This window comes from Celeribacter indicus, from assembly GCF_000819565.1.
GTDB classification, from domain to species: domain Bacteria; phylum Pseudomonadota; class Alphaproteobacteria; order Rhodobacterales; family Rhodobacteraceae; genus Celeribacter; species Celeribacter indicus.
Map to the genome: position 1 here is coordinate 828,511 of NZ_CP004393.1, position 25,547 is coordinate 854,057.

The following is a 25,547-nucleotide window of genomic DNA, read 5'->3' on the forward strand; positions in this document are numbered from 1 at the left end:
CGCGGTCAGATCACCCGTCTCAGCCCCGCCTGTACCTTCAGGAGCTTCGGGAGATAGGTCTCCTCGAGTTCCCCGTCGGTCTGCTGGCCCGCCGCCATGCCGGTGTTGAGCGCCGCGACCACCCGCCCGCGCCCGTCGATCAGCGGCACGGCGATGGAGCACAGGCCGGTTTCGACCTCCTCGCTGAGGATCGCGAACCCCTGCGCCCGCGCCCGGTCGATCCGCGCCATGATCTCCTCGGGATCGGTCGCGGAGCGCGGGGTGCGCGGGGTGAGGTCGGAGGCCTCGACGAGCGCCCGCGCCTTCTCGCGCGGCAGGGCGGCGAGCAGCACCCGGCCCATCGAGGTGCAATAGGCCGGAAGCCGCGAGCCCGGCATCAGGCCGATCGACATCACCCGCTTCTGTGCGGCGCGGGCGATATAGACGATCTCCGTCTCGTCGAGCAGCGCGACGGAGCAGCTCTGCCCGATCTGTTCGGAAAGCTGGTCGAGCCAGGGCTGGACGATCTGCGACAGCGGCAGCGAGGCGAGCGCGGCCATGCCGAGGCGCAGCACCCGCGGCGTGAGGGTGAAGAACTTGCCGTCATACTCCGCATAGCCCTCCCGGTGCAGCGTCAGCAGCACCCGGCGCGCAGTGGCGCGGTCGAGCCCGCTCGCGCCGGCGGCTTCGGAGATCGAGAGGCGCGGCGTCTCCGCGCCGAAGGCTTCGATCACCCTCAGCCCCTTCACGAGGGAGGCGACGTAGTCGGTGGGTTTGTTCAACATGCGCACGAGGCTATCCATGAATTGAACAAATATCAACATATGAACAATGTGACTCGCGGTCGGGGGGGCAGGAAGAGTATGTCAGGGCCAGTCAAGGGAGAACCAGCATGAAGAAAGTCACATCCACCGTGGCCGAGGCGGTCGCGGAGATCCCGGACGGGGCCCAGGTCATGATCGGCGGTTTCGGCGGCTCCGGCGCGCCGATCGAGCTGATCCACGCCCTCATCGACCGGTTCCGGGAAACCGGAAGCCCGAAAAACCTCACCGTTATCAACAACAACGCCGGCAACGGTGCGATCGGCATCGCCGCGATGATCAAGGCGGGCATGGTCGCGAAGATGATCTGCTCCTTCCCGCGCTCCTCGAACGCGGAGGCGTTCAACGAGAAATACCTCGCCGGAGAGATCGCCCTCGAACTCGTGCCGCAGGGCACGCTGGCCGAACGCATCCGCGCGGCGGGGGCGGGCATTCCCGCCTTCTACACCCCGTCGAGCTACGGTACGGAACTCGCCGAAGGCAAGCCGGTCGAGGAATTCGACGGTAAGATGTATGTGCGCGAACTCTGGCTGAAGGCCGATTATGCGCTGATCAAGGGCCAGAAGGGCGATCACGCGGGCAACCTGACCTATCGCCTCGCCGGCCGCAACTTCAACCCGCTGATGGCGATGGCGGCGGCGAAGACCATCGCGCAGGTGGCGGATCTCGGTGCGCCCGGCTCGATCGACCCCGAACAGGTCGTCACGCCGGGCATCTTCGTCGACATGGTCGTCGAGGTGCCCGCCCCGCAACAGGAAGAAGTGCTCGTGCGCGAAGGAGTGGTCTACTGATGTCCGATTTCGACCTGATGGAAGACAAGCTGACGAATGCCCAGATCGCCTGGCGCGCGGCGCAGGATCTCGAGGACGGATCCTACGTGAACCTCGGCATCGGCTTTCCCGAGATGATCGCGAAGTTCCAGCCCGAGGGCCGCGAAGTGACCTATCACACCGAGAACGGCGTGCTGGGCTTCGGCAAGGCGCCCGCACCGGGCGAGGAGGACTGGGATCTCATCAACGCCGGCAAGAAGGCGATCACGCTCAATCCCGGCGCGTCCTTCTTCCACCATGCCGACAGCTTCGCCATGGTGCGCGGCGGGCATCTCGACCTTGCGGTGCTCGGCGCCTACCAGGTCGCGCAGACCGGCGACCTGGCGAACTGGCGCGTGGGGTCCAAGGGCGTTCCCGCCGTCGGCGGCGCGATGGATCTCGTGCATGGCGCGAAACGGGTGGCGGTCGTCACCGATCACGTCACGAAGGACGGCAAGCCGAAGCTCGTGGAGACCTGCACCTTCCCGCTGACCGGCGTGGCCTGCGTCACCCGCGTCTACACCTCCCTCGCCGTGATCGACATCGAGGCGAAGGGCTTCGTGCTTCGCGAAAAGCTTCCGGGCATCTCCCTGGAGGATCTGCAATCCGTCACCGGCGCCACGCTTCACACCGACGGGCCGGTCGGCGACCTCATCGTCCCGGAGGACATCTGATGACCGACGTCTATATCTGCGACTATATCCGTACCCCGATCGGTCGCTACGGCGGCGCCCTCTCCCCGGTGCGGGCCGACGATCTTGCCGCGATCCCGCTGAAGGCGCTGGCCGAGCGCAATCCGCAGATGGATCTTTCCGCCATCGACGAGGTGATCCTCGGCTGCGCCAACCAGGCCGGCGAGGACAACCGCAACGTCGCGCGCATGGCGCTGTTGCTCGCGGACTATCCCGACAGCGTGCCGGGCACGACGATGAACCGGCTTTGCGGGTCGGGCATGGACGCGGTCATCACCGCGGCCCGCGCGATCAAGGCGGGCGAGGCCGAACTGATCGTGGCCGGCGGCGTCGAGAGCATGTCGCGCGCGCCCTTCGTGATGCCGAAGGCAGAAACCGCCTTCTCGCGCTCGAACGCGGTCTACGACACGACGATCGGCTGGCGGTTCGTCAACAGGCTGATGAAGGCGCAATATGGCGTCGACTCCATGCCGGAAACCGCCGAGAACGTCGCGGAGGATTTCAACATCTCCCGCGAGGATCAGGACGCCTTCGCCCTGCGGTCGCAACAGAACGCCGGCGCCGCGATGGCGAACGGACGCCTTGCGCGGGAAATCGTCCCGGTGACCATCCCCCAGCGCAAGGGCGATCCGGTCGTGGTCTCCGAGGACGAACATCCCCGGCCGTCCACGACGCTCGAGGCGCTGCAAAAGCTCAAGACCTTCGTGAAGGCGGACGGCACGGTCACGGCGGGCAATGCCTCCGGCGTGAACGACGGCGCGGCCGCCCTCATCCTGGCGACGAAGGAAGCCGCGGAGAAACACGGCCTCACGCCCGTCGCGAAGGTGCTCGGCGGTGCGACCGCTGGTGTCGCCCCGCGCATCATGGGCTTCGGCCCGGCGCCGGCGTCGAAGAAGCTGATGGCGCGCCTTGGCCTCGGGCAGGAGGATTTCGCGGTGATCGAACTCAACGAGGCCTTTGCCTCGCAGGGGCTCGCGACGCTGCGCGATCTCGGCATTGCCGACGACGACGCGCGGGTGAACCGGAACGGCGGCGCCATCGCGCTCGGCCATCCGCTCGGCATGTCCGGCGCGCGGATCACCGGGACGGCGATGCTCGACCTGAAGCCGGGGGAGAAATCGCTCTCCACCATGTGCATCGGCGTGGGGCAGGGCATCGCCATCGCGCTCGAAGCGGTCTGAAGACGGCCTTGCCCCCTCTCAGCGGGCGGAGAAGTCCTTCGCCCGCCGATGCAGCAGCCCGGCGAGGAAATCCGCCGGGCTGTCGCGCGTGAAATCGAATTTCCGCGTCAGCCCCACCGCCCCCGTCATGTAATCCACGCCGAGATCGAGTGTGGCAAGGCGTCCCTCCGACAGCTCGCGCTCCACCACCCCGCGCGAGATGAACCAGAACATGTCGGATTGCTCCACGAGTTGCAGCCCCACCGGCCGCGCCACCGTCTCGAACCGCACCGACAGGCTGTCGGTGAGGCCGGTCGCGATCAGGTATTGCATGACCTGCTGGCGGATGATCGAGCCGGGGTTGGGCAGGATCACGGGATAGCGCCTGAGCGCCTCGACCGGGGGCAGGGCGCGCCCCGGATGATCCTTGCGCGCCACGAGATAGACGGTTTCGTCATAGAGATATTCGAAGGACAGGCCGGCCATCTCGTTGGCCGGCCCCATGCGCCCGACGACGAGATCGAGCCCGCCGGAGCGCATCCGCTCGATCAGGTACCGGTTCGGCCCGGTGATGACCGCGATGCGCGCATCCGGGCGCAGCCTCGAGAATTCCAGCGCGGCGGTCGGAAACAGCCCGCTCGCCACCGTGGGCAGCACGCCCACCTTCACCACATCGGTGCGCGCGCCGCCCTTGAGAACGCGCACCCCGGCCTCGAGGCTTTGCAGCGAGGACAGCGCGTGGCGGCGGAACGCCTCTCCCGCCGGGGTGAGGACCGCGCGCCGCCCGGTGCGTTCGAAGAGCTGCGCGCCGAGCAGCGTCTCGAGCTCGGAGATCGTCTTGGAGAGCGCGGGTTGGGACACGTTCCTCGCCCGCGCGGCCGCCGAGATCGTTCCCGACTGGGCCACGGTCAGAAACGCCTCGAGATGGCGCAGTTTCATGCCGTTCGGTATATCCATTTGGTTATGCTTATCGCATGAATTTGTATTTTATGAAATGGAAATATTATGGCAATCTCTGCTCAGGAGGATCTCATGCAGGCATTGACATGTGACTGGGGCACGATGCACCTGCGCGCCGACGGCGGCGCGGAAGAGGGCACGACGCTCGTTTTCATCAACTCGCTCGGCACCGACCTGCGGATGTGGGACGAGGTCGTCGCGCGTCTGCCGGAGGGATGGTCGAGCCTGCGCATGGACAAGCGCGGCCATGGCCTGAGCGAGACCGCGCCGGAAGGCTACGGTATTCCCGATCTCGCCGGCGACGTGCTCGCGGCGATGGATCATGCCGGAATCGGGCGCGCGGTGATCGTCGGCTGTTCCATCGGCGGGCTGATCGCGCAGCATGTGGCGCTGATGGCGCCGGAGCGGGTCGCGGGGCTCGTCCTGTCGAACACGGCGCCGATGCTCGGTGCGGCCGAGGGCTGGCACGCGCGCATCGATGGGGTGCGCGCGAACGGCATGGCGGCGATGGCGGAGGGCATCCTGCCGCGCTGGTTCGGCCCCCGGATGCTCGCGCGGCCCGAGGCGGCGCTGTGGCGCACCCTGCTCGCGCGCACCGACCGGGAGGGATATATCGCCACCTGTGCGGCCATCGCCGGGACCGACATCACCGACCGCCTGGGCGAGATCGCCCGGCCCGCCCTCGTGATCGGCGGCAAGCACGACCTGGCGACCCCGCCCGACGTGGTGGAAAAGCTCGCCCGCGCGCTGCCCCGCGCCGATCTCGTGATGTTCGGGGACACGGGCCATCTGCCCGCCATCGAGGCGCCCGCGGATTTCACCGCGGCGCTTGTGACATTCGTCGAAAGGATCAATTCGTGAACGACACGTTCGACAAGGGAATGAAGGTGCGCCGCGAGGTGCTGGGCGACGCGCATGTGGACCGCGCCGAGTCGATGAAGACGGAGTTCGACCTGCCGTTCCAGACGCTGATCACCGAAAGCGCCTGGGGCACGGTCTGGGCCTCTGACCGCATCACCCGGCGGGAGCGGTCGATGCTGACCCTCGCGCTTCTCGCGGCGACGGGAAATTTCGAGGAAATTCCGATGCACATCCGCGCCACCGCCCGCACCGGCGCATCGAAGGAAGATGTGGCGGAGGCGCTGCAACATGTGGCGATCTATGCGGGCGTGCCGAAAGCCAACCACGCGTTGAAGCTTGCAAGGCAGACCTACGCGGAAATGGAGGAGAGTGAAGAATGACAGACCTCATCACGCAGGATCAGGGACCGCTGATCCCACGCAACCGGGCGATCCATCCCGAGCCCTACGATCCGGGATACAAGACGAGCGTCGCACGCTCGCCGAACCTGCCGCTTTTGTCGATGGAAAGCACCCCGTCGGAGGAAACCGGCCCGACCTTCGGCCATAACCGGCTCGGGGCGCTCGACAACAACCTGATCCTGAACTGGACCAAGGGCGAGGCCCCCGCCGTGGGCGAGCGCATCCTGATGCACGGCCGCGTGCTCGACGAGAACACCCGTCCGGTGCCGAACACGCTGATCGAGATCTGGCAGGCCAATGCCGGCGGGCGCTACCGGCACAAGAAGGACACGTATTTCGCCCCGCTCGACCCGAACTTCGGCGGCTGCGGGCGCACGATCACGGATGAGAACGGCTATTACGAATTCCTGACGGTGCGTCCGGGGGCCTATCCCTGGCCGAACCGCGCGAACGACTGGCGGCCGATGCACATCCACGTTGCGGTCTACGGCCACAGCTTCGGCCAGCGCCTCATCACCCAGATGTATTTCGAGGGCGATCCGCTGATCGACCATTGCCCGATCGCGGCGACGATCAAGGATCGCAGCCAGCTCGACCGTCTCGTCGCGCCGCTCGATTTCTCGAAGTCGCGCCCGCTCGACTTCCTCGCCTACAAATTCGACATCGTTCTGCGCGGCCGCCGCCAGACCATGTTCGAGAACAAGCTGGAGGGTATGTGATCATGGTCCAGAAACTCGACGTCCTGCAAGAAACCCCGTCCCAGACCGCCGGCCCCTATGTCCATATCGGCCTGATGCCGACCTATGCGGGCAATGGCGGCTATTACGAGGAGGAAATCGGCACCACGCCCTTCCTCGACGAAAGCAAGGCCGAAGGCGAGATCATCGAGATCGTCGGATCCGTCTTCGACGGCACCGGCTGGGCGATGCGCGATGCGCTCATCGAAAGCTGGCAATGCGACGGCAACGGGATCTTTCCGGGCCAGGAAGGTGCGGATCCGCATTTCACCGGCCATTGCCGTTTCGCCGCCGATGCGGAAACCGGCGAGTTCACCCTCCGCACCGTGAAGCCCGCGGGCTACAAGGGCCGCGGCGGGGTCGCGAGCGCGCCGCATATCTCCCTCTGGGTGGTCGCGCGCGGGATCAATATCGGGCTCAACACCCGGATCTATTTCGAGGACGAGGACAATTCCTCCGACCCGCTTCTCGCCCGGATCGAACAGCGCCCGCGCGTCGATACGCTGATCGCGAAGAAGACCGGGGAAAAGACCTACCGTTTCGACATCCGCCTCCAGGGGCAGGGCGAGACGGTCTTCCTCGACCTGTAAAGATATGACAAAAGCGATTATGAAGGGGCGGTGCAGACCGCCCCTTTCGCCATGAGGAGGAGCATGTGACATGAGCGTTTCCGTTTTCGACCATCCGTGGCTCGGGGGGCTGTTCGGCGATCCCGAAATGGCCGCGATCCTCGCGCCCGAGCGGCAGATGGCGCATATGCTCGCCTTCGAGGCCGCGTGGAGCCGCGCCTGCGGCAAGGCCGGGCTGTTCGACCCGGCCCGCGCCGAAGAGGCCGCGACCGCCATCGCGGCGGCGCGGATCGACCTCGCGGACATCGCCGCGGGCATGGCCGAGGACGGCGTGCCGGTCCCGCGCCTCGTCAAGCAGCTCAAGGCCATCGCCCCCGCCGAGGCCGTGCACAAGGGCGCCACCTCGCAGGACGTGGTGGACACGGCGCTGGTGCTCACGCTGCGCGAGGCCTCCGGCCTCATCGCGGAGCGGCTGACGACGCTCGACACCGCGCTGGTCTCGCTCGAGGCGCGCTTTGGCGATGCGCCGCTGATGGGCCGCACGCGGATGCAGGCGGCGACGGAGATCACCGTGCGCGATCGGCTTCTCGCATGGCGGCTGCCGATCGCGGATCACCTCATGACGCTCGAACAGAAGCGGGCGGATGTGGAAAAGGTCCAGATCGGCGGCGCGTCGGGCGACCGCAAGGCACTCGGCCACAAGGCCGGGACGGTGGTCGCGGCGGTGGCGGAGGCGCTCGATCTCGCGCCGACAGACAAGGCGTGGCACACGATGCGCCACGGCATCGCGGGCTATGCCTCCTTCCTGTCGCTCATCACCGGCAGCCTCGGCAAGTTCGGCCAGGACGTCGTGCTCATGGCGCAGCAGGGTCTCGAGGAAATCGCCATGTCGGGTGGCGGCGGCTCCTCCGCCATGCCGCACAAGCAGAACCCGGTGGCGGCGGAACTGCTCGTGACGCTCGCGCGCTTCAATGCGACACAGGTCTCCGCCATGCACCATGCGCTCGTCCACGAACAGGAACGCTCCGGCACGGCCTGGACGCTCGAATGGATGGTGCTGCCGCAGATGCTGATGACCACGGGGCGCGCGCTCGCCGTGGCCATCGACATGTCGCAGCGGATCACGCGGATCGGGACCGTTGCATAGCCGGCCCGGAGGTCAGAACGGCAGGCCGACGTAATTCTCCGCCATCTCGCGCCGCGCGGTTTCCGACTGCGCGAGATGGGCGAGCGTCGCCTTGCGCATCCGTTCGGCAAAGGCGTCCTCGCCCTCGAACCGGTGCAGCATTGTCGTCATCTGCCAGCTGAAGCGCATCGCCTTCCAGATCCGGGCGAGGGCGCGGGCGGAATAGGCGTCGATCCCCGCGGTGCCCCGGCCCTTGACCGCGTCGGTCAGTGCGCCGTGGAGATAGAACACGTCCGAGGCCGCGAGATTCAGCCCCTTCGCCCCCGTCGGCGGCACGATATGCGCGGCGTCCCCGACGAGGAACAGGTTGCCCCAGCGCAGCGGCTCGGAAACGAAGGAGCGCAGCGGCGCGATGCTCTTCTCTATCGACGGTCCGGTGACAAGGCGTCCTGCCGCTTCCGCCGGGATGCGGCGGGAGAATTCCTCCCAGAACCGCTGATCGGACCAGTCCTCGATCCTGTCGGAGAGCGGCACCTGCACGTAGTGGCGCACGAGCCGCTCGTTGCGCATCGAGGCGAGCGCGAAACCGTGGCGGGAGTTCGAATAGATCAACTCGTCATGGACCGGCGGCACCTCCGCCAGGATCCCGAGCCAGCCAAAGGGATAGACCCGCTCGAAGTCGCGCCGCTTCTGCGCCGGAATCGTCTGGCGCGAGACGCCGTGGAACCCGTCGCAGCCCGCGACATAGAGGCAGTCGAGCCGCTTGCGCCGCCCCTCATGGGTGAATTCCACATGGGATCCCGTCCGCTCGGGATCCCGGATCTCGACATCCGTCACCTCGTGCAGGATCGTGGTCCCCTGCGCGTCCTGCGCATCGTAGAGATCCCGCGTCACCTCGGTCTGGCCATAGACCATGACCTGCTGTCCCGTGAGCGCCCTGAAATTCACATGCACCATCAGATCCTCGTCGCTCAGGACACAGCCGTCATGCGCGATCCCCTCGCGATCCATCCGCGCCCCGACGCCCGCCTCGCGCAACAGCCCGACCGTGCCCCATTCGAGGATCCCGGCCCGGATCCGTCCCAGCACATGCGCGCGCGTCGACCTTTCGAGGATCACCGTCGCAACCCCGGCGCGGTTGAGCAGCTGCGACAGGAGAAGGCCCGATGGCCCGCCTCCGATGATGGCGACTTCAGTGATCAATCTGGTCATGGTCCCGTCCTCCCGGAGATCGGGGCCAATCTAGCGCCGCGGAAGGGGCGGCTGAATGGACGCGCCCGGCATAGTCTGGTACTTTCCGGGCATGACGGACGGAACGCTGATCCCGCATTTCACGCTTTTCGGAGAGACCTCGGCCTTCCCCGACGTTATCCATTGCGAACGCATCTTCGACCGCGCGCGGCTGCACGACTGGACCATCTCGCCGCATCGCCACAGCCAGATGGCGCAGGTGCTCCACATCGAACGCGGCGCCGCGCGGGTGGTGCTCGACGGGCGGGAGCGGCCGCTCGGAAGCGGCGAATACCTTTATGTCCCGCCGCAGATCGTGCACGGTTTCGCCTTCACCCGCGGCACGGAGGGCGTCGTGCTCTCCTTCCCCTCTCCGGTGGTGGCACGGCTCGGTCCCGAAAGCGCCGCACTCGCGCGCTGGCTTTCCGAACCCTGCTGCGGCCCCCTGTCCGGCGAAATCGCCCCGCTGATCGCGATGCTGGCCGGCACCTATGAGAAAACTGGCATATTTCGCGCACAGCGCCTCGTCGCGCTGACCCATATGCTGCTCGCGGCGCTGGCCGAGGACAGCGCGACGCGCCATCCCGCCGCACCGGCGCCGGACCGGCAGATGCAGCGGCTCGACGCGCTGCTCGCGACGCATCTGGGGGAGGGGTGGACCGCGCGCGACTATGCCGGTGCGCTCCACATGACCCCCGGCCATCTCAACCGCATCGTGCGCCGCGCGGCGGGAATGAGCCTCACCGCCTATCTGGAGACGGCGGTGATGACCGAGGCCTGCCGCCTCATCGCCTTCACCCGCCTGCCGGTGGCCGGGGTAGGCTACCGCCTCGGCTATGCCGACCCGTCCTATTTCTCGCGCCGGTTCCGGGCGCGCATGGGGGAAACCCCCTCCGCCTATCGCGCGCGCGTGGCCGGGGGCTGAGCGCGACGATCGCTTTGACCTTGGCGGCGAAGGATGGTTTGTTGCGCCGCGAACAGCATTCCGGGAGGATCGCCATGCAGGGTTGGGGCATATTCGCGGCGGCTTTCGCCGTCTTCTTCCTGAGCCATGCCATCCCGGTGCGCCCGCCGGTCCGGCCCTGGCTCGTCGCGCGCCTCGGGCCGCGCGGCTTCACCGCCGCCTATTCGGTCCTCTCCCTCGCGATCCTCGCCTGGCTCATCGTCGCGGCGAACCGCGCGCCCTTCGTGCCGCTCTGGTTCGCGCCGGTCTGGATGAGCCATCTGGCGCTCACCGTCATGCTCGGGGTCTGCCTGCTCCTCGCGCTCACGCTCGGGCGCCCGAACCCGTTTTCCTTCGGCGGCGCGCGAAACGCGGCGTTCGATCCCGACCGTCCGGGGCTGATCCGCTACATGCGCCACCCGCTGCTCGTGGCGCTGGGCGTCTGGGCGCTCGCGCATCTCCTGGCGAACGGCGATCTCGCCCATGTCATCCTGTTCGGCGCCTTCGCGGGCTTCGCACTCCTCGGCGGCCGGATGATCGACCGCCGCAAGCGCCGCACCCTGCCGGATTACGACGCGCTCCGGGCGCGCAGCCGCAAGGGCCGGGTGATCCCGCCGCGCGGGGAGTGGCCGGCGGTGGCGGGACGGCTGCTCGCGGGGCTCGTGCTCTACGGCGTGCTGCTGACGCTCCACGGCCCGGTCATCGGCGTCTCCCCGCTGCCCTGAGCGGGGGGCGGCTCAGACGCGCCTGCCCCAGAGGTCGTAGTCGCCGGCCTCGTCCACCTCGACCGTCACGATATCCCCGACGCGAAGCCCCTCCGTCCCCTCGTCGATGAACAGGTTCCCATCGATCTCCGGCGCATCCGCCTTCGTGCGGCAGGTGGCGATGCCCTCCTCGTCGATCTCGTCGACGATCACCTCCTGGAGACTGCCGACCTTCGCCTGGAGCTTCGCCTCGGAAATCGCCTGAGCCGTCTCCATGAAACGGTCCCAGCGCGCCTGCTTCACCTCGTCCGGAACGTGGTCGGGCAGCGCGTTCGATCGGGCGCCTGCGACGTTCTCGTACTGGAAACAGCCGACGCGGTCGAGCTGCGCCTCCTCGAGCCAGTCGAGAAGATACTCGAATTCCGCCTCCGTCTCGCCGGGATAGCCGACGATGAAGGTGGAGCGCAGGGTGATCTCCGGGCAGACCTCCCGCCAGGCCGCGATCTCGTCGAGCACCCTCGAGGAAGCCGCCGGCCGCGCCATGCGCTTCAGCACCTCCGGGTGGCCGTGCTGGAACGGGATGTCGAGATAGGGCAGGACCAGCCCCTCGGCCATGAGCGGGATCAGCTCGCGCACATGCGGGTAGGGATAGACGTAATGGAGCCGCACCCAGGCGCCGAACTGCCCGAGCTCGCGCGCCAGATCCGTGATATGCGACCGCACCACGCGGTCCTTCCACGGGAAACCCTCGTAGCGGCGGTCGAGCCCGTAGGCGGAGGTGTCCTGCGAGATCACCAGAAGCTCGCGCACGCCGCTCTCCACGAGCTTCTCGGCCTCGCGCAGCACCGCATGGACCGGGCGCGACTGCAACCTGCCGCGCATGTCGGGAATGATGCAGAACTTGCAGGCGTGGTTGCAGCCCTCGGAAATCTTGAGATAGCTGAAATGCCGCGGCGTGAGCCGGACGCCGGAGGCGGGCAGGAGGTCGACGAAGGGATCGGGCGCGGGCGGCACCGCCCCATGTACCGCGTCGAGCACCTGCTCGTATTGATGCGGGCCGGTGACGGCGAGGACCTTCGGATGCACGCCGGTGATATAGTCCGGCTCCGCGCCGAGGCAGCCGGTGACGATCACCTTGCCGTTCTCCTGGAGCGCCTCGCCGATCGCCTCGAGGCTTTCGGCCTTGGCCGAATCGAGAAACCCGCAGGTGTTGACGATCACCGCATCGGCGCCGGAATAGTCCGGGCTGATCTGGTAGCCTTCCGCGCGCAGCCGCGTCAGAATGCGCTCGCTGTCCACCAGCGCCTTCGGGCAGCCGAGGGAGACCATGCCGATGGTCGGCTGGCCCTCGCGCCGGTTCGGGTCGAAGACGGCCTGCGGGGCGAGGTCGGGGCGGAGATTCGGAGGGTTGGTGCTCATGGCGCGCTTGTATATCGACTCGCGCCGCTCGGGAAGATGCGCGTGTGGCCGTCGGCGGATGCCTCCGGCGGGGATATTTCCGAGCAGATGAAGGGGCAGGTCGCGCACCCGACCCGACCGCATCCGGGCTGGGCCGGCGAAACCGGGCGGGTGCGCCTTCACCTGCTGCGGCCATCGGCGTCCCCGCCTGTTCCGCCTTTCCGGTAGATCACGCCGCGGTTAAGAAATCCTTTCCGCGCGCTTCATCTGCTCGGAAATATCTCGGGGGTGAATGGCGCGGCACGCGCCAGAGGGGGCAGCGCCCCCTGTGACGGGGGCGGCCCGGATCTGTCGGCCGGACAGTTACCCGGCGATCATCGCCTCAATGGAAATCTCGATCTCCACCTCGTCGGAGACGGCGGGGGCGAACATGCCCATGTCGAAATCGGACCGCAGGATGGTGGTCTCCGCCTTGAACCCGAGCCAGGGCTTGTTCTCCATCGGGTGCATGCCCTGCTGCGTCAGCTCCGCGTCGAGCGTGACGGATTTCGTGATGCCGTTGATCGTCAGATCGCCGGTGATCTCGCCCTCGTCCTCGTCCTCGATGGTGATCGAGGTGGAGCGGAAGGTGATTTCCGGATGCTCCTCCGCGCCGAAGAAATCGCCGCCCAGGAAATGCTGGGTCCGGGCGTCGAAGCCGGTGATCAGGCTGTCGGTCGGAAAGGCGACCTCGACGGAGGAGTTCGCGGGATCCTCCTCGTCGAACAGGATCGTGCCGTTGAAGCCCGAGAACATGCCGGTCGTGGTGGAGAAGCCGAGATGTTCGTACTGGAAGACGATCTGGCTGTGGCCGGGGTCGAGCGTGTATTCCACGGGCTCCGCGACGGCGGCGGTGGCGCCAAGGACCAGGGCGGAGGAGAGGAGGAGATGTTTCATGACAAGGCTCTCTTTGGACGTCGGTTGAACGTGTCCCAAGGCTAACCTGCCCTGCGCGGCGCACAACCCGGAAAGCGCACACAAATTCTGTGCGCCGCTGCGGAGATCCCTGCGGAAATCGCGGAACGCTGTGGGAAAATCGCAGGGGTCAGCTTTTCAGCCGCCAGCCGGTGCGGAAGATCCGGGAGATCACCGCGAGGCAGAGCGCGAGGAACACCGCGATCGCGCCGAGCGACAGGCCCACGGGGACGTCGGCGACCTGGAAGAAGGACCAGCGGAAGCCGGAGATGAGGTAGAGCACCGGGTTGAACTTCACCACCACCTGCCAGGGCCCCGGCAGCATGGAGGCGGAATAGAAGGCGCCGCCGAGGAAGACGAGGGGCGTGATCACGAGCATCGGGACGATGTTGAGCTGTTCGAAGGTCCGCGCCCAGATCCCGAGGATGAAGCCCAGCAGCGAGAAGCTGAGCGCGGTGAGCAGGAGGAACAGCACCGCCCAGAACGGGTGCGCGATGGTCAGGTCGACGAAGACGAAGGAGGTGGCGATGATGAGCACCGCGACGAAGAGGCTTTTCGTCGCCGCCGCGCCGACGAAACCCAGCGTCACCTCGAAGAAGGAGAGGGGCGCGGTGAAGAGTTCGAAGGAGGTGCCGGTGAATTTCGGAAAATAGATGCCGAAGGCCGCGTTGGTGATCGACTGCTGGAGCAGGGAGAGCATCACGAGGCCGGGCACGATGAAGGCGCCGTAGGGCACGCCCTCGACCGTCTCGATCCGCCCGCCGATGGCCGCGCCGAAGACGACGAAATAGAGCACGGTCGAGAGCACCGGCGAGACGATGGACTGGTAGATCGTGCGAAAGAACCGCGACATCTCGAAGCGGTAGATCGCGACTATGCCGCGCCAGTTCATGCCTGTTCCTCCTCGACCAGCCGCAGGAACACGTCCTCGAGGCTGCTTTTCTCGCTGTCGAGGTCGCGGACCCGCAGGCCCGCGTCCGCCAGGTCGGAAATGAGCCGCGTGATGCCGGTATGTTCGGCCGCCGTGTCGTAGCCATAGACGAGATGCGCGCCGTCCTCCGACAGGGTCAGACCGCGGCCCTCGAGCCCTGCGGGCAGCGCGGTGACCGGCTCGGCCAGTTCGAGCGTCAAAAGCTTCCTGCCGAAGCGTTTCATCAGATGCGCCTTGTCCTCGACGAGGAGGATCTCGCCCTTGTTGATGACGGCGACGCGGTCGGCCATCTCCTCGGCCTCCTCGATGTAATGGGTGGTCAGGATCACGGTCACGCCGGAGGCGCGCAGCTCGCGCACGAGGGCCCACATGTCGCGGCGCAGGTTGACGTCCACGCCGGCGGTGGGTTCGTCGAGGAACAGCACCTTCGGCGCGTGCGACAGGGCCTTGGCGATCATCACCCGCCGTTTCATTCCCCCCGACAGTTCCTTGCACTGGTTGTCGCGCTTGTCCCAGAGCGACAGGGACTTCAGCACCCGTTCGAGATGGGCGTCGTCGGGCGGCAGGCCGAAGAGGCCGCGCGTGTAGCGCACGGATTTCCACACGGTCTCGAAGATGTCGAGCGCGATCTCCTGGGGGACGAGCCCGATCTGGCTGCGGGCGCGGCGCGGATCGTGCACCACGTCATGACCGCCGACCGTCACCGTGCCCCCGGTGATCCGCACGAGGCCGCAGACCGCGCCGATCAGCGTGGTCTTGCCCGCGCCGTTCGGGCCGAGAAGCGCGATGATCTCCCCCTCCTCGATGTCGAGCGACACGCCCTTGAGCGCCTGGAACCCGTTGTCATAGGATTTTCTGAGATCCGTGATGGAAATGATCGCGCCCACATGGTCCTCCCGCGTCGCATGTGGACCCAATGTAGAGGCGGCTCGGGGGCAAGCAAGGGGGCGGCGGTGCGTCACGCCCCGTCACCTGCGCACAATCACCTGCGCACAGTCGGCGCCACAGGACAGGAGCCGCATGAAAGAACCCGGCGCCGCGGGGCACCGGGTCCGTCGGGATGGGGAGGGGCCGGGCGCTCAGCGGCGGCGGTCGCGGCGCGTCGACATCGGCTGGAAGGCGACGCCGACATGGGCCTCGCAATAGGGCTTGCCGGGCTGGGAGGGCAGGCCGCAGAACCAGAAATCCTCCGTCGCCGGATCGCCGACCGGCCATTTGCAGGTCCGCTCGGTCAGTTCCATGACGGAGATCCGCTTTGCCTTCTTCTCGATCTCGCTGACCTTGGCGAGCGCCTCTGCCGGGATCTCGTTGGTGGAGGGCTGCGGCGGCAGCGGCTGGCCCGCGGGAATGATCTGCCGGCGGGCGGGGGCGGCGGCCTTGGGCGCGGCCTCGGCCTCCTCGGCGATATCCTCCGGCATGTCCACGGCGGCGGGCCTTGCCGTCCTGGCTCTCACCTCGGGTTTCGGCTTCGGCACAGGCTTCGCCTTCGGCGCGGCGGCCGGCTTCGCCGCCGGGGCGCCGGTCGCACCCGCGCGGTTGGACAGGCCGAGGCGATGCACCTTGCCGATCACCGCGTTGCGGGTGACGCCGCCAAGCTCCTTGGCGATCTGGGAGGCGGATTGCCCTTCGCCCCACATTTTCTTCAACAACTCGACGCGCTCGTCAGTCCAGGACATCGTTTTTTCCTTCGCTTGTCTCATGCGGGGGCCGCGCGCGGGGGCGCACCGGAACCAGGGCCGCAAAAAGCGACCCCGCACAACCCGTTTGCGGGCGGAGCCACTTTAAAATTCCTCTCGCTCCCTATTTAAAAGCGCGACGCACCGGATACAAGTTCGGGAACGGCGATGCGGCACTATAGCAAGGGGGACGGCCGATGAAAATGGTACAGGATGCAGGACAGATGGGCGTGCGCCGCTTCGGCAGGGTCAACTGGCTCGGCCTGTGGACGCTGGTCCTGCGCGAGGTGAACCGCTTCCTCAGCGTCTGGACCCAGACCCTGCTCGCGCCCCTGGTGACGGCGGGGCTGTTCCTCACGATCTTCACCCTTGCGATCGGCCCGTCGCGCGGGCCGGTGATGGGCATGCCCTTCGTGCATTTCCTCGCCCCCGGCATTCTCACCATGACGGTGATCCAGAACGCCTTCGCCAATACGTCCTCCTCCATCATGATCTCGAAGGTGCAGGGCAATATCGTCGACACGCTGATGCCGCCGCTCGCGCCCTTCGAGCTGGTGATCGGCTATCTCGCGGGCGGCGCGGCGCGGGGGCTCGTCGTGGCCGTGGCGATCTGGCTCGGCATGGCGGTCTCCGTGGGGCTTCCGCTCGCCCACCCGCTCTTCGCCCTCGCCTTCGTCCTGCTCGGCACGCTCTTCATCGGCGGGCTCGGCGTGCTCGCCGGGATCGTCAGCCAGAAATTCGACCACATGGCGGCGATCACCAATTTCATCATCACGCCGCTGTCCTTCCTCTCCGGCACGTTCTATTCGGTCGAGACGCTGCCGCACTGGTTCCGCGTGCTCACCCACCTCAATCCGGTGTTCTACCTGATCGACGGGGTGCGCTATGGCATCATCGGACGGTCGGACAGCTCGCCCTGGCTCGGCCTCGCCGTGATGAGCGCGGTCACGGCCGCGGTGGTCCTGCTCAACTGGCTCTTCTTCCGGCGCGGCACGAAGCTCAAGTCCTGATCCGCCGCGGAAAGGGGGTATCCCCCCTTTTTGCCGTAGACTTTTCCCCATAAATATTCTTTAAGATAGGGCCTCGGGGCGGATCGGATGAGCGATCTGCCCCGTGTCGAGTATCATTGTGCAATGTCGTTGGTGAATTTTTGTCGCTTCCTCAACGATAGGTTGATCTGATAGCTTTTGGAACAGGGCGGAAGGAGAGCGCCGCGGAATGGTTCAGCGCACGATCGACGATGTCTATGTCTACAACGGGGCCCTGCTCCACAGCAACGGGCTGCTGCGCACCGTCGCCCTCTCGTCCTTTTCCGGGCCGACCAGCGGCACGCTCGGCGTCACTGACACCGACCGCGACCTGAGCTGGGACGCGGGCGAGGCGGCCCAGTGGAACGGCGCCGACGCCACCCTGATCGGCAGCGGCACCTCCTCGGCCGGGGTCTCCATCCTCGGGATTCCGATCAACCTCGGCTCCACCGTGCCGGTCAATCTCTGGTCGGCGGGCGGGCGCACCTATGTCGAATATCCCGAGGGCGATCCGGCCGCCCTGCTCGACGGGCTCCTGACCCAGGCGCTCAACACGCCCTTCCTGCGGCTGCTGGGCGTGACCCGGCTCACCAACCTGATCTCGCAGAACGCCCTCCTGAACTTCACCCTGACCGATCCCGGAGAGATGGCCCTCCCGGTCTGTTTCGGACGCGGCACGCTCATCCAGACCGTCTACGGCGCCGTGCCGGTCGAGGAGCTGCGCGCCGGCGATCTCGCCATCACCTATGACCACGGCCCGCAGGAGATCCGCTGGATCGGATCGACGCGGGTCAGGGCCGAGGGCGCCTTCGCCCCGGTCGAGATCGCGCGGAACACCTGTGGCAACCACCGCACGCTGCGCGTGTCCCAGCAGCACCGGATCCTGATCGCGGATCCGAAGGCGGAACTGAACCACGGAGATCACGAGGTTCTCGTTCCGGCCAAACATCTCGTCAACCACGACACCGTGCGCATCCGCGAAGGCGGGGAGGTGGAATATTTCCACATCCTCTTCGACCGGCACGAGGTCGTCTTCGCCGATGGCGCGCCCGCCGAGAGCTTCCATCCGGGCGACACCGGCGCGACGGCCCTCGACCGGGCCGCGCGCGACGAAATCCTCGCACTGTTTCCGCAGCTCGCCGCAGGTTGGCACGCCTACGGCCGCGCCGCCCGTGTTTCGCTCCGGGCCTATGAGGCGCGCGCGCTGTTGTCTGAAGGCATGTGAGGTTCCCTGGGCCGTCCGGCGTCGGGCTGTTCGCCGGACGGCCATTTTCTCCCGTCCCGCCCAATTTCCGCCGGATTGCGCGGCTAGACCGGGGGGATCATCCGCCACGGGAGGTGTCATTGGCCCTTTGCCGCAGTCCGGCCGCGCTCGTCCGCGGGCTCGTCTTCGCACTCATCCTGCCCGCCGCGCTTCCCGCCGCCGACAGCCTGCCCTCCGAACTCGACGCCGCGGAGCGCCGCGCCGAACTCCTCGGCTGGGAGGCGGTCGGGCGGCTCGACATCGCCGGGCGCTCCACCTGTTCGGGCACGCTCATCGCCGCCGATCTCGTGCTGACCGCGGCCCATTGCGTGGTCGATACCGTGAATGTCCCCGTGCCGGCCGGGCAGATCCTGTTCCGGGCGGGGCTCAGGAACGGCGACGCCATCGCCGCCTCCCGCGCCATCGCGCTCGCGGTCGCGCCGGGCTATGACGTCACCGGCGACATCACGGCCCAGAACATCCGCCACGACCTCGCGCTGATCCGGCTCGCCTCTCCGATCCCCGCCGCCCTCGCGCGCCCTTTCCCGATCCACCGCGGCCCGCAGCCGCGCGGCGAACTCATGGTCGCCTCCTACGGGCAGGGCCGGAATTCCGTCCTGTCGATCCAGCGCGAATGCCATGTCCTCGACCACGAAAGCGGCATCTACGCCTTCGATTGCGACGTGACCTTCGGCTCCTCGGGCGCGCCGGTCTTCGCCCATGACGGGGTGCGGCCGGCGATCCTCTCGGTCGTCTCCGCCATGGGCACGCGCGACGGGCGCAAGCTGGGCTTCGGCATGGCGCTGGCCGACGCCGTTCCCGCCCTCGAACGCCAGCTCGCCCTCGGCGCCCCCGCCGCTCCGCCCCCGCCCGTCACGGCAAGGCGCCTCGACGCCGGAGCGGCCGACCGGACCGTGGGAAACGCGAAATTCCTCCCGGCGCGCTGACGTCCGTCAGGACAGCCGCGGGCGGGATGTGTCCCCGAAACGTCCACACCGCATGGACGATGCTTCGCGGCTCGACCTGCCTTCGTTCCAGGCTCGGTCCCAGGCTCGGGCCGAAATGCCTCAGGGCCTTTGACAGGCCCCGGTTTTGGCGCTATTGCACAGGCCCATGAACACGACCCGCCTCTCCACCTCCGAGTCCCGACGTCGACGCTGAGCGCGTCCCCGACGTCCGTTCATCCGCACCCCGTTGCGGCACTTTCGCGCCAGATCGGCGCAAACCACCCCCAAAAACCCATAAACCGTTGACGCCCGTGGCGAAACGCGCCACTTCAGGGGCTCTTCCCATCCAGAGGACAAATGCGATGATTTCCTCCGTTCTGCCGACCTACAACCGGGCTCCGCTCTCCTTCGTGAAGGGCGAGGGCTCCTGGCTCGTGGAGGCGGACGGACGACGCTTCCTCGACCTCGGCGCCGGCATCGCGGTGAACACGCTCGGCCATGCCAACCCCGATCTCGCGCAGGTGCTGAAGGACCAGGCCGACACGCTCTGGCATGTCTCGAACCTCTACAGGATCCCGGCGCAGGAGGCGCTGGCCGACAGGCTCGTCGAACTGACCTTCGCGGACACCTGCTTCTTCACCAATTCCGGCACGGAGGCGGCCGAGCTCGCGATCAAGATGGCGCGCAAATACTGGTACGAGAAGGGTCATCCCGAAAAGACCGGGATCATCACATTCGAGGGCTGCTTCCACGGCCGCTCCACCGGCGCGATCGCCGCCTCGGGATCGGAGAAGATGGTGAAGGGCTTCGGCCCGCTCATGCCCGGCTTCGTCCACCTCCCCTTCGGCGACTGGGACAGCGTGGCCGATCACGTCACCGACAGCAGCGCCGCGATCCTGATCGAGCCGGTGCAGGGCGAGGGCGGCATCCGGGTCGTGCCCGATGCGGCGCTGAAGACCCTGCGCAGGATCTGCGACGAAAAGGGCGCCCTGCTGATCCTCGACGAGGTACAATGCGGCGTCGCGCGCACCGGCCGCCTCTTCGCCCATGAATATGCGGGGGTGACCCCCGACATCATGATGATCGCCAAGGGCATCGGCGGCGGCTTCCCGCTCGGCGCGGTGCTCGCGACGGAGGAGGCCGCCTCCGGCATGACCGCGGGCAGCCATGGCTCGACCTATGGCGGCAACCCGCTGGGCTGCGCCGTCGGGCTCAGGGTGCTCGACATCGTCTCCGATCCCGGCTTCCTCGCAGAGGTGAACCGCAAGGGCGCGCTCCTGCGCCAGAAGCTCGAGGGCCTCACCGCCGCCCATCCCGACCTCTTCGAGGAGGTGCGCGGCGAGGGGCTGATGCTCGGCCTCAAATGCCGCATCGCCCCCGCCGATCTCGTGGCAAAGGGCTATGAGGCGGGGCTCCTGACCGTGCCCGCCGCCGACGATACCGTGCGCCTCCTGCCCGCGCTCAACATTTCCGACGACGACATTTCCGAGGCCGTCGCGCGCCTCGAACAGGCGGCCGCCGCGCTGTCTTCATCTGCTTGAAAATATTCCGGGGGAGCGCCGCAGGCGCGGGGGCAGCGCCCCCTGACCCCGCCCAGGAACGAGACGACGACATGAGACATTTCCTCGACATCCACAAGACCGGCGCAGAGGACCTGCACCGGATCATCGAAACCGCCAAGGCGACGAAACAGGCCCGCCACGACAAGCCGAAGGCCGCGCCCGACGCCGAACTGCCGCTCCGCGACAAGATGGTCGCGCTGATCTTCGAGAAACCCTCGACCCGCACGCGCGTGTCCTTCGATGTCGGCGTGCGCCAGATGGGCGGGCAGACCATGGTGCTCTCCGGCGCCGACATGCAGCTCGGCCATGGCGAGACCATCGCCGACACCGCCCGCGTGCTGTCGCGCTATGTCGACATGATCATGATCCGCACCTTCGAGGAGCAGACCCTGCTCGAGATGGCCGAACACGCCTCCGTTCCGGTCATCAACGGGCTGACCAACCGCACCCACCCCTGTCAGATCATGGCCGATATCCTCACCTTCGAGGAACATCGCGGACCGATCGCCGGCAAGAAGGTGGTGTGGTGCGGCGACGGCAACAATGTCTGCGCCTCCTTCATCCATGCCGCCGGCCAGTTCGGCTTCGACCTGACCTTCACCGGGCCGGAACCGCTCGATCCCGAGCGCGAGTTCATCGAGGAGGCCCGCGCCAGGGGCTCGCGCGTCGAGGTCGTGCGCGACGCCCACGAGGCGGTGAAGGGGGCGGATCTCGTGGTCACCGACACATGGGTGTCGATGCACGACCCGGCCTCCGCGCGCGAACGGCGCCACAACCAGTTGCGCCCCTACCGCGTGGACCGCAAGCTGATGAGCCTCGCCCGTCCCGAGGCGCTGTTCATGCACTGCCTGCCGGCGCATCGTGGCGACGAGGTGACGAATTCCGTGATGGACGGCCCGCAATCCGTGATCTTCGACGAGGCGGAGAACCGGCTCCACGCGCAGAAGGCGATCATGCGCTGGTGCGTGACCGGCTGAGCCGCGCGGACGCGCCGTTTCGCCCGGACCGGGGCGCCCCTCGGGGCGCCCTTTTCCTGTCAGAGCCTTTTCCTGTCAGAGAAGGTGGGACAGCAGCCAGAACAGCGCCGCCGACATCAGCGCCGCCGCCGGAACCGTGATCACCCAGGCCGCCACGATGGTCATGAAATGGCTGCGGCGCACCAGCTTGCGGCGCTGGCGCTCCTCCGCGGCGATGCGCTTGACCTTCTTCGAACGCGCCGTCTCGTCGAGGCGCTTCTCGTGATACCATTCCCGGAAGAAGCCGACGCCGAACACCCCGCCCACCGCGATATGGGTGGAGGAGACCGGCAGGCCGAGCCAGCTCGCCACGATCACCGTCACCGCCGCCGACAGCGCCACGCAGAAGGCGCGCATCGGGTTGAGCTTGGTGATCTGGCTGCCGACCATGCGGATGAGCTTGGGACCGAAGAGGATGAGGCCAAAGGAAATGCCGAAGGCGCCGAGCACCATGACCCAGTGCGGGATGGTCACGCTGCCCGCGAAGCTGCCATAGGCATTCGCGTGCACGATGGCCGCCAGCGGCCCGACCGCGTTGGCCACGTCATTGGCGCCGTGGGCAAAGGACAGGAGCGCGGCGGAAATCACCAGCGGCAGGCCGAACAGCGCCTTGAGCGACCTGTTGCGGTTCTCGAGGCCGCGGGACTGGCGGCGCACCAGCGGGGCCGAGCCGATATAGCAGACCGCCCCCACGCCGAGCCCGATGAGCGCGGCGAGCGACAGGTCCACCGTGAGGATCCGGTTCAGCCCCTTCACCGCGAGATAGGTCGTGAACGTGCCCATCATGATCCCGATCAGCACCGGCACCCAGCGGCGCGCCGCCGCGATCTTGTCCGCCTGATAGATGATCCGCGCCTTGATGAACCACAGGAAGCCCGCCGCGATGATCCCGCCCAGCAGCGGCGAGACGACCCAGCTCAGGGCGATCGTGCCCATCGAGCCCCAGTTCACCGAGGCGAAGCCCGCCGCCGCGATGCCCGCGCCCATCACCCCGCCGACCACCGAATGCGTGGTGGAGACCGGCGCGCCGATCCAGGTCGCGAGGTTGACCCAGAGGGCCGAGGACAGCAGCGCCGCCATCATCGCCCAGATGAAGACGCGCGTATCCGCCACGGCCGCCGGGTCGATGATGCCCTTGGAGATGGTGGAAACCACATCGCCCCCCGCAAGGAGTGCCCCCGCGCTTTCGCAGAGGGCCGCGATGACGATGGCGCCGCCCATGGTGAGCGCGTTCGCCCCGACCGCGGGGCCCATGTTGTTGGCGACGTCGTTGGCGCCGATGTTGAGCGCCATGTAGGCGCCGAGTGCGGCCGCCGCGACCACCGGGGCCGATCCCGACTGCCCGCCGAAGAGCACCGCCGCCGCGAGCCCCGCCACGATGATGAAGGCGAGCGCCACCCCGAGCCCCACGAGGGGCCGGGAAATGTAGATCGTCGCGTGTTCGACCTGGCTGATGCGGTTGAGGTCCTTGTCGAGTGTGGTCCACTCTTTTCCGGGCTGGTCGGTCATCTCGGATCCTTCGCCTTCGGGGCGACTGTCATGAAAGGTTCACGGGCGGCGCAGCGCTAACCCGCTGCGGCCCCGTTTTCAAGCTTTTCCTGAGATGCCCTCTGCGGGATCCGCATGGACTCAGAACGCGCGCAACAGGTCCCTGAGTTCCGGCTCGTCCACCAGTTCGGCCGCCTGCGCCGGCGCCATCCAGCAGCGGCGGCGCTGCGCCGCCTCGGGGAAAGCGTCTTCCAGGCGCGCGACCTTGACGGAATAGACCGTCGCCTCGACCGGCGCGGGCACGCCGCTGTCGAGCTTCTTGACGTAATGATAGCGGCCGACCGGCCGCGGCGTGACCTTCGCCGCGCGAACGCCCGCTTCCTCCCAGGCTTCCTGCGCGGCGGTGCCCGGCCCGTCGAGCCCGTCGATCGGCCAGCCTTTCGGGAGGATCCAGCGCCCGCTGTCGCGCGAGGTGACGAGGAGCACCTCCTTGCCGCGCTTGCCCTTGCGCCAGCAGAGAGCAGCCGCCTGGACCCGGTCCGGGCGGCGCAGGATCGGGTCGATCACGCCTTCCCACGCATTTTTCAACAGAGTAACCATGTGAAACCGAATGTGCCTGTTCTTGTGATTGTTGTATATACATACGATAGACCCCCGCCGGTTTCAAGCATTCTCCCCGGAGGCCGCCCTCCCGATTGTTCGCACAAACGACCTGTTTGCCTTTGCGGCTTGCGTCCTCCGCCTCCTGCGGTATCACCGGGACGAAGGCCGCGCATGCCCTTCGGCTGCGCTCCGGCCTTCGTCCGGTTTCGCGCTGAACAAGGAGACTTCGCATGACACAGGCTCGCATCGGACTCGTCGGACTGGGCGTCATGGGGGCCAACCTGTCGCTCAACATCGCGGAAAAGGGCTTTCCCGTCGCGGTCTACAACCGGACGCACAGCGTGACCGACGCCTTCATCGCCTCCGCCGGCGCCCTGGCAGAGCGCGTGATCCCGACGAAAAGCTATGAGGATCTCGTCGCGTCCCTCGCCCGCCCGCGCGCGATCATCCTCCTCGTCAAGGCCGGCGCGCCCGTCGATGCGGTGATCGCCGATCTCGAGCCGCTGCTCGAGGAGGGCGACATGATCATCGACGCGGGCAATGCCGATTTCCACGACACGCGGCGCCGGGAAGCCGCGCTGCGCGCGCAGGGGCTCAACTTCTTCGGCATGGGCATCTCCGGCGGGGAAGAGGGCGCGCGGCATGGCCCCTCGATCATGGTCGGCGGCGATCCCGCGAGCTACGCCGCGATCCGCGACATCCTCGAGGCCATCGCCGCCAGGCACGACGGCGTGCCCTGCGCGGCGCATTTCGGACCCGACGGCGCCGGCCATTTCGTCAAGACGGTGCACAACGGCATCGAATATGCCGACATGCAGATGATCGCCGAAATCTACGGCATCCTGCGCGACGGGGCAGGGCGCTCGCCGGCGCAGATCGGCCACCTCTTCGAAGGCTGGGACAAGGGCCCGCTCAAATCCTATCTCGTGGAGATCACCGGGCGCGTGCTCCAGACCACCGACCCGGAGACCGACCTGCCCATGGTCGAGATGATCGTCGACAGCGCCGGGCAGAAGGGCACCGGGCGCTGGACCGCGATCGAGGCGATCAGGCTCGGCCAGTCGCCCTCCGCGATCGAGGCCGCCGTCGCCGCCCGCGCCTGGTCGTCCGAACGCGACACCCGCGCCGCCGGCGCCGCGCTGTTCGGGGACCTGCCCGCCGAGGCCGGCACCGTGCCGCCGGAGGAGGATCTCGAACAGGCGCTCCTCGCCGCGAAGCTCATCGCCTACGACCAGGGCTTCGGCATCCTCGCCGCCGCCTCGGAGGCCTTCGACTGGGGGATCGACCTCGCCACCGCCGCCGAGGTCTGGCGGGAAGGCTGCATCATCCGCTCTGCCCTGCTCGACGACATGGCGGGCGCGATCCGCGAGGGCCTGCCGCAGGGCCGGCTCATCTTCGCCCCGCGCTTCGCCGGGCTGATGCGCGCGGGGGCGGTGGCGCTGCGCCGTGTCGTCGCCTATGGCGCCTGTGCCGGGCTGCCGCTCCCGGCGCTGGCGAATGCGCTCGCCTATTTCGACACGATGCGGCAGGCGCGCGGCACCACCGACCTCGTGCAGGCGCAGCGCGACTTCTTCGGCGCGCATGGCTTCGACCGCGTCGATGGCGGCACCAACCGGCACGGCCCCTGGGCCGGTCCGGTCTCCCACAGCTGACCGCCCCCCGATCCCGTCGCCCCCTTGTCGCGCGGCGGGGTTTGTGCTCTTGAAGGG

26 protein-coding genes are annotated in these 25,547 nt (G+C 67.6%); 16 read left to right on the top strand and 10 right to left on the bottom strand.

Annotated features, from left to right (window positions below; genetic code table 11):
• Nucleotides 1-5 precede the first annotated feature (5 nt).
• A complete protein-coding gene (locus P73_RS04240; protein WP_043868605.1) occupies nucleotides 6-764 on the bottom strand; it encodes an IclR family transcriptional regulator domain-containing protein in 759 nt (252 codons plus the stop codon).
• A gap of 107 nt (nucleotides 765-871) precedes the next feature.
• Here P73_RS04240 and P73_RS04245 point away from each other — a divergent pair, with 107 nt between their 5' ends.
• Genes P73_RS04245 through pcaF form a run of 3 tightly spaced genes read left to right on the top strand, consistent with a single transcriptional unit; the run spans nucleotide 872 to nucleotide 3,482 of the window.
• The gene (locus P73_RS04245; RefSeq protein WP_043868606.1) at nucleotides 872-1,591 is read left to right on the top strand and encodes a 3-oxoacid CoA-transferase subunit A; all 720 of its coding nucleotides are present in this window, start codon (nucleotides 872-874) and stop codon (nucleotides 1,589-1,591) included.
• A 17-nt stretch (nucleotides 1,592-1,608) separates the two neighbouring features.
• Nucleotides 1,609-2,283 carry a 3-oxoacid CoA-transferase subunit B gene (locus P73_RS04250; protein ID WP_082033343.1) on the top strand — a complete coding sequence of 225 codons (675 nt, stop codon included), beginning with the start codon at nucleotides 1,609-1,611 and terminating at the stop codon, nucleotides 2,281-2,283.
• Nucleotides 2,283-3,482, top strand: a complete 1,200-nt coding sequence (pcaF, locus tag P73_RS04255; RefSeq protein WP_043868608.1) for a 3-oxoadipyl-CoA thiolase — start codon at nucleotides 2,283-2,285, stop codon at nucleotides 3,480-3,482. The genes P73_RS04250 and pcaF overlap by 1 nt, the downstream gene beginning before the upstream one ends.
• An 18-nt stretch (nucleotides 3,483-3,500) precedes the next feature.
• Here pcaF and P73_RS04260 read toward each other — a convergent pair whose 3' ends face one another.
• Complete coding sequence (locus P73_RS04260) at nucleotides 3,501-4,418, bottom strand: LysR substrate-binding domain-containing protein (protein ID WP_043868609.1); 918 nt, start codon at nucleotides 4,416-4,418, stop codon at nucleotides 3,501-3,503.
• 75 nt (nucleotides 4,419-4,493) lie between these two features.
• Here P73_RS04260 and pcaD point away from each other — a divergent pair, with 75 nt between their 5' ends.
• From pcaD to P73_RS04285, 5 genes are all read left to right on the top strand, one after another.
• Nucleotides 4,494-5,282, top strand: coding sequence for a 3-oxoadipate enol-lactonase (pcaD, locus tag P73_RS04265; RefSeq protein WP_043868610.1), 789 nt, complete (start codon nucleotides 4,494-4,496; stop codon nucleotides 5,280-5,282).
• A gap of 20 nt (nucleotides 5,283-5,302) precedes the next feature.
• A complete protein-coding gene (gene pcaC / locus P73_RS04270) occupies nucleotides 5,303-5,662 on the top strand; it encodes a 4-carboxymuconolactone decarboxylase (RefSeq protein ID WP_420836130.1) in 360 nt (119 codons plus the stop codon).
• Entirely contained in the window at nucleotides 5,659-6,402 is a 744-nt protein-coding gene (gene pcaH / locus P73_RS04275) for a protocatechuate 3,4-dioxygenase subunit beta (RefSeq protein WP_043868612.1), read from the top strand. Before pcaC ends, pcaH begins: the two co-directional genes overlap by 4 nt.
• 2 nt (nucleotides 6,403-6,404) lie before the next feature.
• Nucleotides 6,405-7,010: a protocatechuate 3,4-dioxygenase subunit alpha gene (gene pcaG / locus P73_RS04280; RefSeq protein ID WP_043868613.1), complete on the top strand. Its 606-nt coding sequence runs from the start codon at nucleotides 6,405-6,407 to the stop codon at nucleotides 7,008-7,010.
• Nucleotides 7,011-7,080: 70 nt separating this feature from the next.
• Nucleotides 7,081-8,136 (top strand): 3-carboxy-cis,cis-muconate cycloisomerase, encoded by a 1,056-nt coding sequence (locus P73_RS04285; RefSeq protein WP_043868614.1) that lies wholly within the window; start codon nucleotides 7,081-7,083, stop codon nucleotides 8,134-8,136.
• A 12-nt stretch (nucleotides 8,137-8,148) separates the two neighbouring features.
• On the opposite strand, the gene pobA is transcribed toward P73_RS04285, so the two are convergent.
• Nucleotides 8,149-9,327, bottom strand: coding sequence for a 4-hydroxybenzoate 3-monooxygenase (gene pobA / locus P73_RS04290; protein WP_043868615.1), 1,179 nt, complete (start codon nucleotides 9,325-9,327; stop codon nucleotides 8,149-8,151).
• Nucleotides 9,328-9,382: 55 nt separating this feature from the next.
• Between pobA and P73_RS04295 the strand changes: the two genes are divergently transcribed.
• Both P73_RS04295 and P73_RS04300 read left to right on the top strand, forming a co-directional pair.
• Nucleotides 9,383-10,270 (top strand): helix-turn-helix domain-containing protein, encoded by an 888-nt coding sequence (locus P73_RS04295; RefSeq protein ID WP_139267138.1) that lies wholly within the window; start codon nucleotides 9,383-9,385, stop codon nucleotides 10,268-10,270.
• Nucleotides 10,271-10,344: 74 nt separating this feature from the next.
• On the top strand, nucleotides 10,345-11,013 hold the full coding sequence (locus tag P73_RS04300) for an NnrU family protein (protein ID WP_043871375.1): 669 nt from the start codon (nucleotides 10,345-10,347) through the stop codon (nucleotides 11,011-11,013).
• 12 nt (nucleotides 11,014-11,025) lie between these two features.
• Here the strand turns inward: P73_RS04300 and rimO are convergent, their stop codons facing one another.
• From rimO to P73_RS04325, 5 genes are all read right to left on the bottom strand, one after another.
• Nucleotides 11,026-12,411 carry a 30S ribosomal protein S12 methylthiotransferase RimO gene (gene rimO, locus P73_RS04305; RefSeq protein ID WP_043871376.1) on the bottom strand — a complete coding sequence of 462 codons (1,386 nt, stop codon included), beginning with the start codon at nucleotides 12,409-12,411 and terminating at the stop codon, nucleotides 11,026-11,028.
• 342 nt (nucleotides 12,412-12,753) lie between these two features.
• Nucleotides 12,754-13,326 (bottom strand): YceI family protein, encoded by a 573-nt coding sequence (locus tag P73_RS04310; RefSeq protein ID WP_043868617.1) that lies wholly within the window; start codon nucleotides 13,324-13,326, stop codon nucleotides 12,754-12,756.
• A 148-nt stretch (nucleotides 13,327-13,474) separates the two neighbouring features.
• Nucleotides 13,475-14,236: an ABC transporter permease gene (locus tag P73_RS04315; RefSeq protein ID WP_043868618.1), complete on the bottom strand. Its 762-nt coding sequence runs from the start codon at nucleotides 14,234-14,236 to the stop codon at nucleotides 13,475-13,477.
• On the bottom strand, nucleotides 14,233-15,162 hold the full coding sequence (locus P73_RS04320) for an ABC transporter ATP-binding protein (protein WP_043868619.1): 930 nt from the start codon (nucleotides 15,160-15,162) through the stop codon (nucleotides 14,233-14,235). Before P73_RS04320 ends, P73_RS04315 begins: the two co-directional genes overlap by 4 nt.
• Before the next feature lie 192 nt (nucleotides 15,163-15,354).
• On the bottom strand, nucleotides 15,355-15,951 hold the full coding sequence (locus tag P73_RS04325; RefSeq protein ID WP_043868620.1) for a GcrA family cell cycle regulator: 597 nt from the start codon (nucleotides 15,949-15,951) through the stop codon (nucleotides 15,355-15,357).
• Between the two features lie 197 nt (nucleotides 15,952-16,148).
• On the opposite strand from P73_RS04325, the gene P73_RS04330 reads away from it, so the two are divergent.
• From P73_RS04330 to argF, 5 genes are all read left to right on the top strand, one after another.
• The gene (locus tag P73_RS04330) at nucleotides 16,149-16,961 is read left to right on the top strand and encodes an ABC transporter permease (RefSeq protein WP_139267137.1); all 813 of its coding nucleotides are present in this window, start codon (nucleotides 16,149-16,151) and stop codon (nucleotides 16,959-16,961) included.
• Between the two features lie 208 nt (nucleotides 16,962-17,169).
• Nucleotides 17,170-18,204 (top strand): Hint domain-containing protein, encoded by a 1,035-nt coding sequence (locus P73_RS24265; protein WP_052453035.1) that lies wholly within the window; start codon nucleotides 17,170-17,172, stop codon nucleotides 18,202-18,204.
• 119 nt (nucleotides 18,205-18,323) lie between these two features.
• The gene (locus P73_RS04340) at nucleotides 18,324-19,169 is read left to right on the top strand and encodes a trypsin-like serine peptidase (RefSeq protein ID WP_052453036.1); all 846 of its coding nucleotides are present in this window, start codon (nucleotides 18,324-18,326) and stop codon (nucleotides 19,167-19,169) included.
• Between the two features lie 362 nt (nucleotides 19,170-19,531).
• Nucleotides 19,532-20,710: an aspartate aminotransferase family protein gene (locus P73_RS04345; RefSeq protein ID WP_043868621.1), complete on the top strand. Its 1,179-nt coding sequence runs from the start codon at nucleotides 19,532-19,534 to the stop codon at nucleotides 20,708-20,710.
• A 71-nt stretch (nucleotides 20,711-20,781) separates the two neighbouring features.
• Entirely contained in the window at nucleotides 20,782-21,708 is a 927-nt protein-coding gene (gene argF, locus P73_RS04350) for an ornithine carbamoyltransferase (protein ID WP_043868622.1), read from the top strand.
• A 75-nt stretch (nucleotides 21,709-21,783) separates the two neighbouring features.
• Here argF and P73_RS04355 read toward each other — a convergent pair whose 3' ends face one another.
• Nucleotides 21,784-23,256, bottom strand: coding sequence for an inorganic phosphate transporter (locus P73_RS04355; RefSeq protein ID WP_043868623.1), 1,473 nt, complete (start codon nucleotides 23,254-23,256; stop codon nucleotides 21,784-21,786).
• A gap of 120 nt (nucleotides 23,257-23,376) precedes the next feature.
• On the bottom strand, nucleotides 23,377-23,835 hold the full coding sequence (locus P73_RS04360) for an NUDIX hydrolase (protein WP_043868624.1): 459 nt from the start codon (nucleotides 23,833-23,835) through the stop codon (nucleotides 23,377-23,379).
• Between the two features lie 233 nt (nucleotides 23,836-24,068).
• On the opposite strand from P73_RS04360, the gene gndA reads away from it, so the two are divergent.
• The gene (gene gndA, locus P73_RS04365) at nucleotides 24,069-25,490 is read left to right on the top strand and encodes an NADP-dependent phosphogluconate dehydrogenase (RefSeq protein ID WP_043868625.1); all 1,422 of its coding nucleotides are present in this window, start codon (nucleotides 24,069-24,071) and stop codon (nucleotides 25,488-25,490) included.
• Nucleotides 25,491-25,547: the final 57 nt, after the last annotated feature.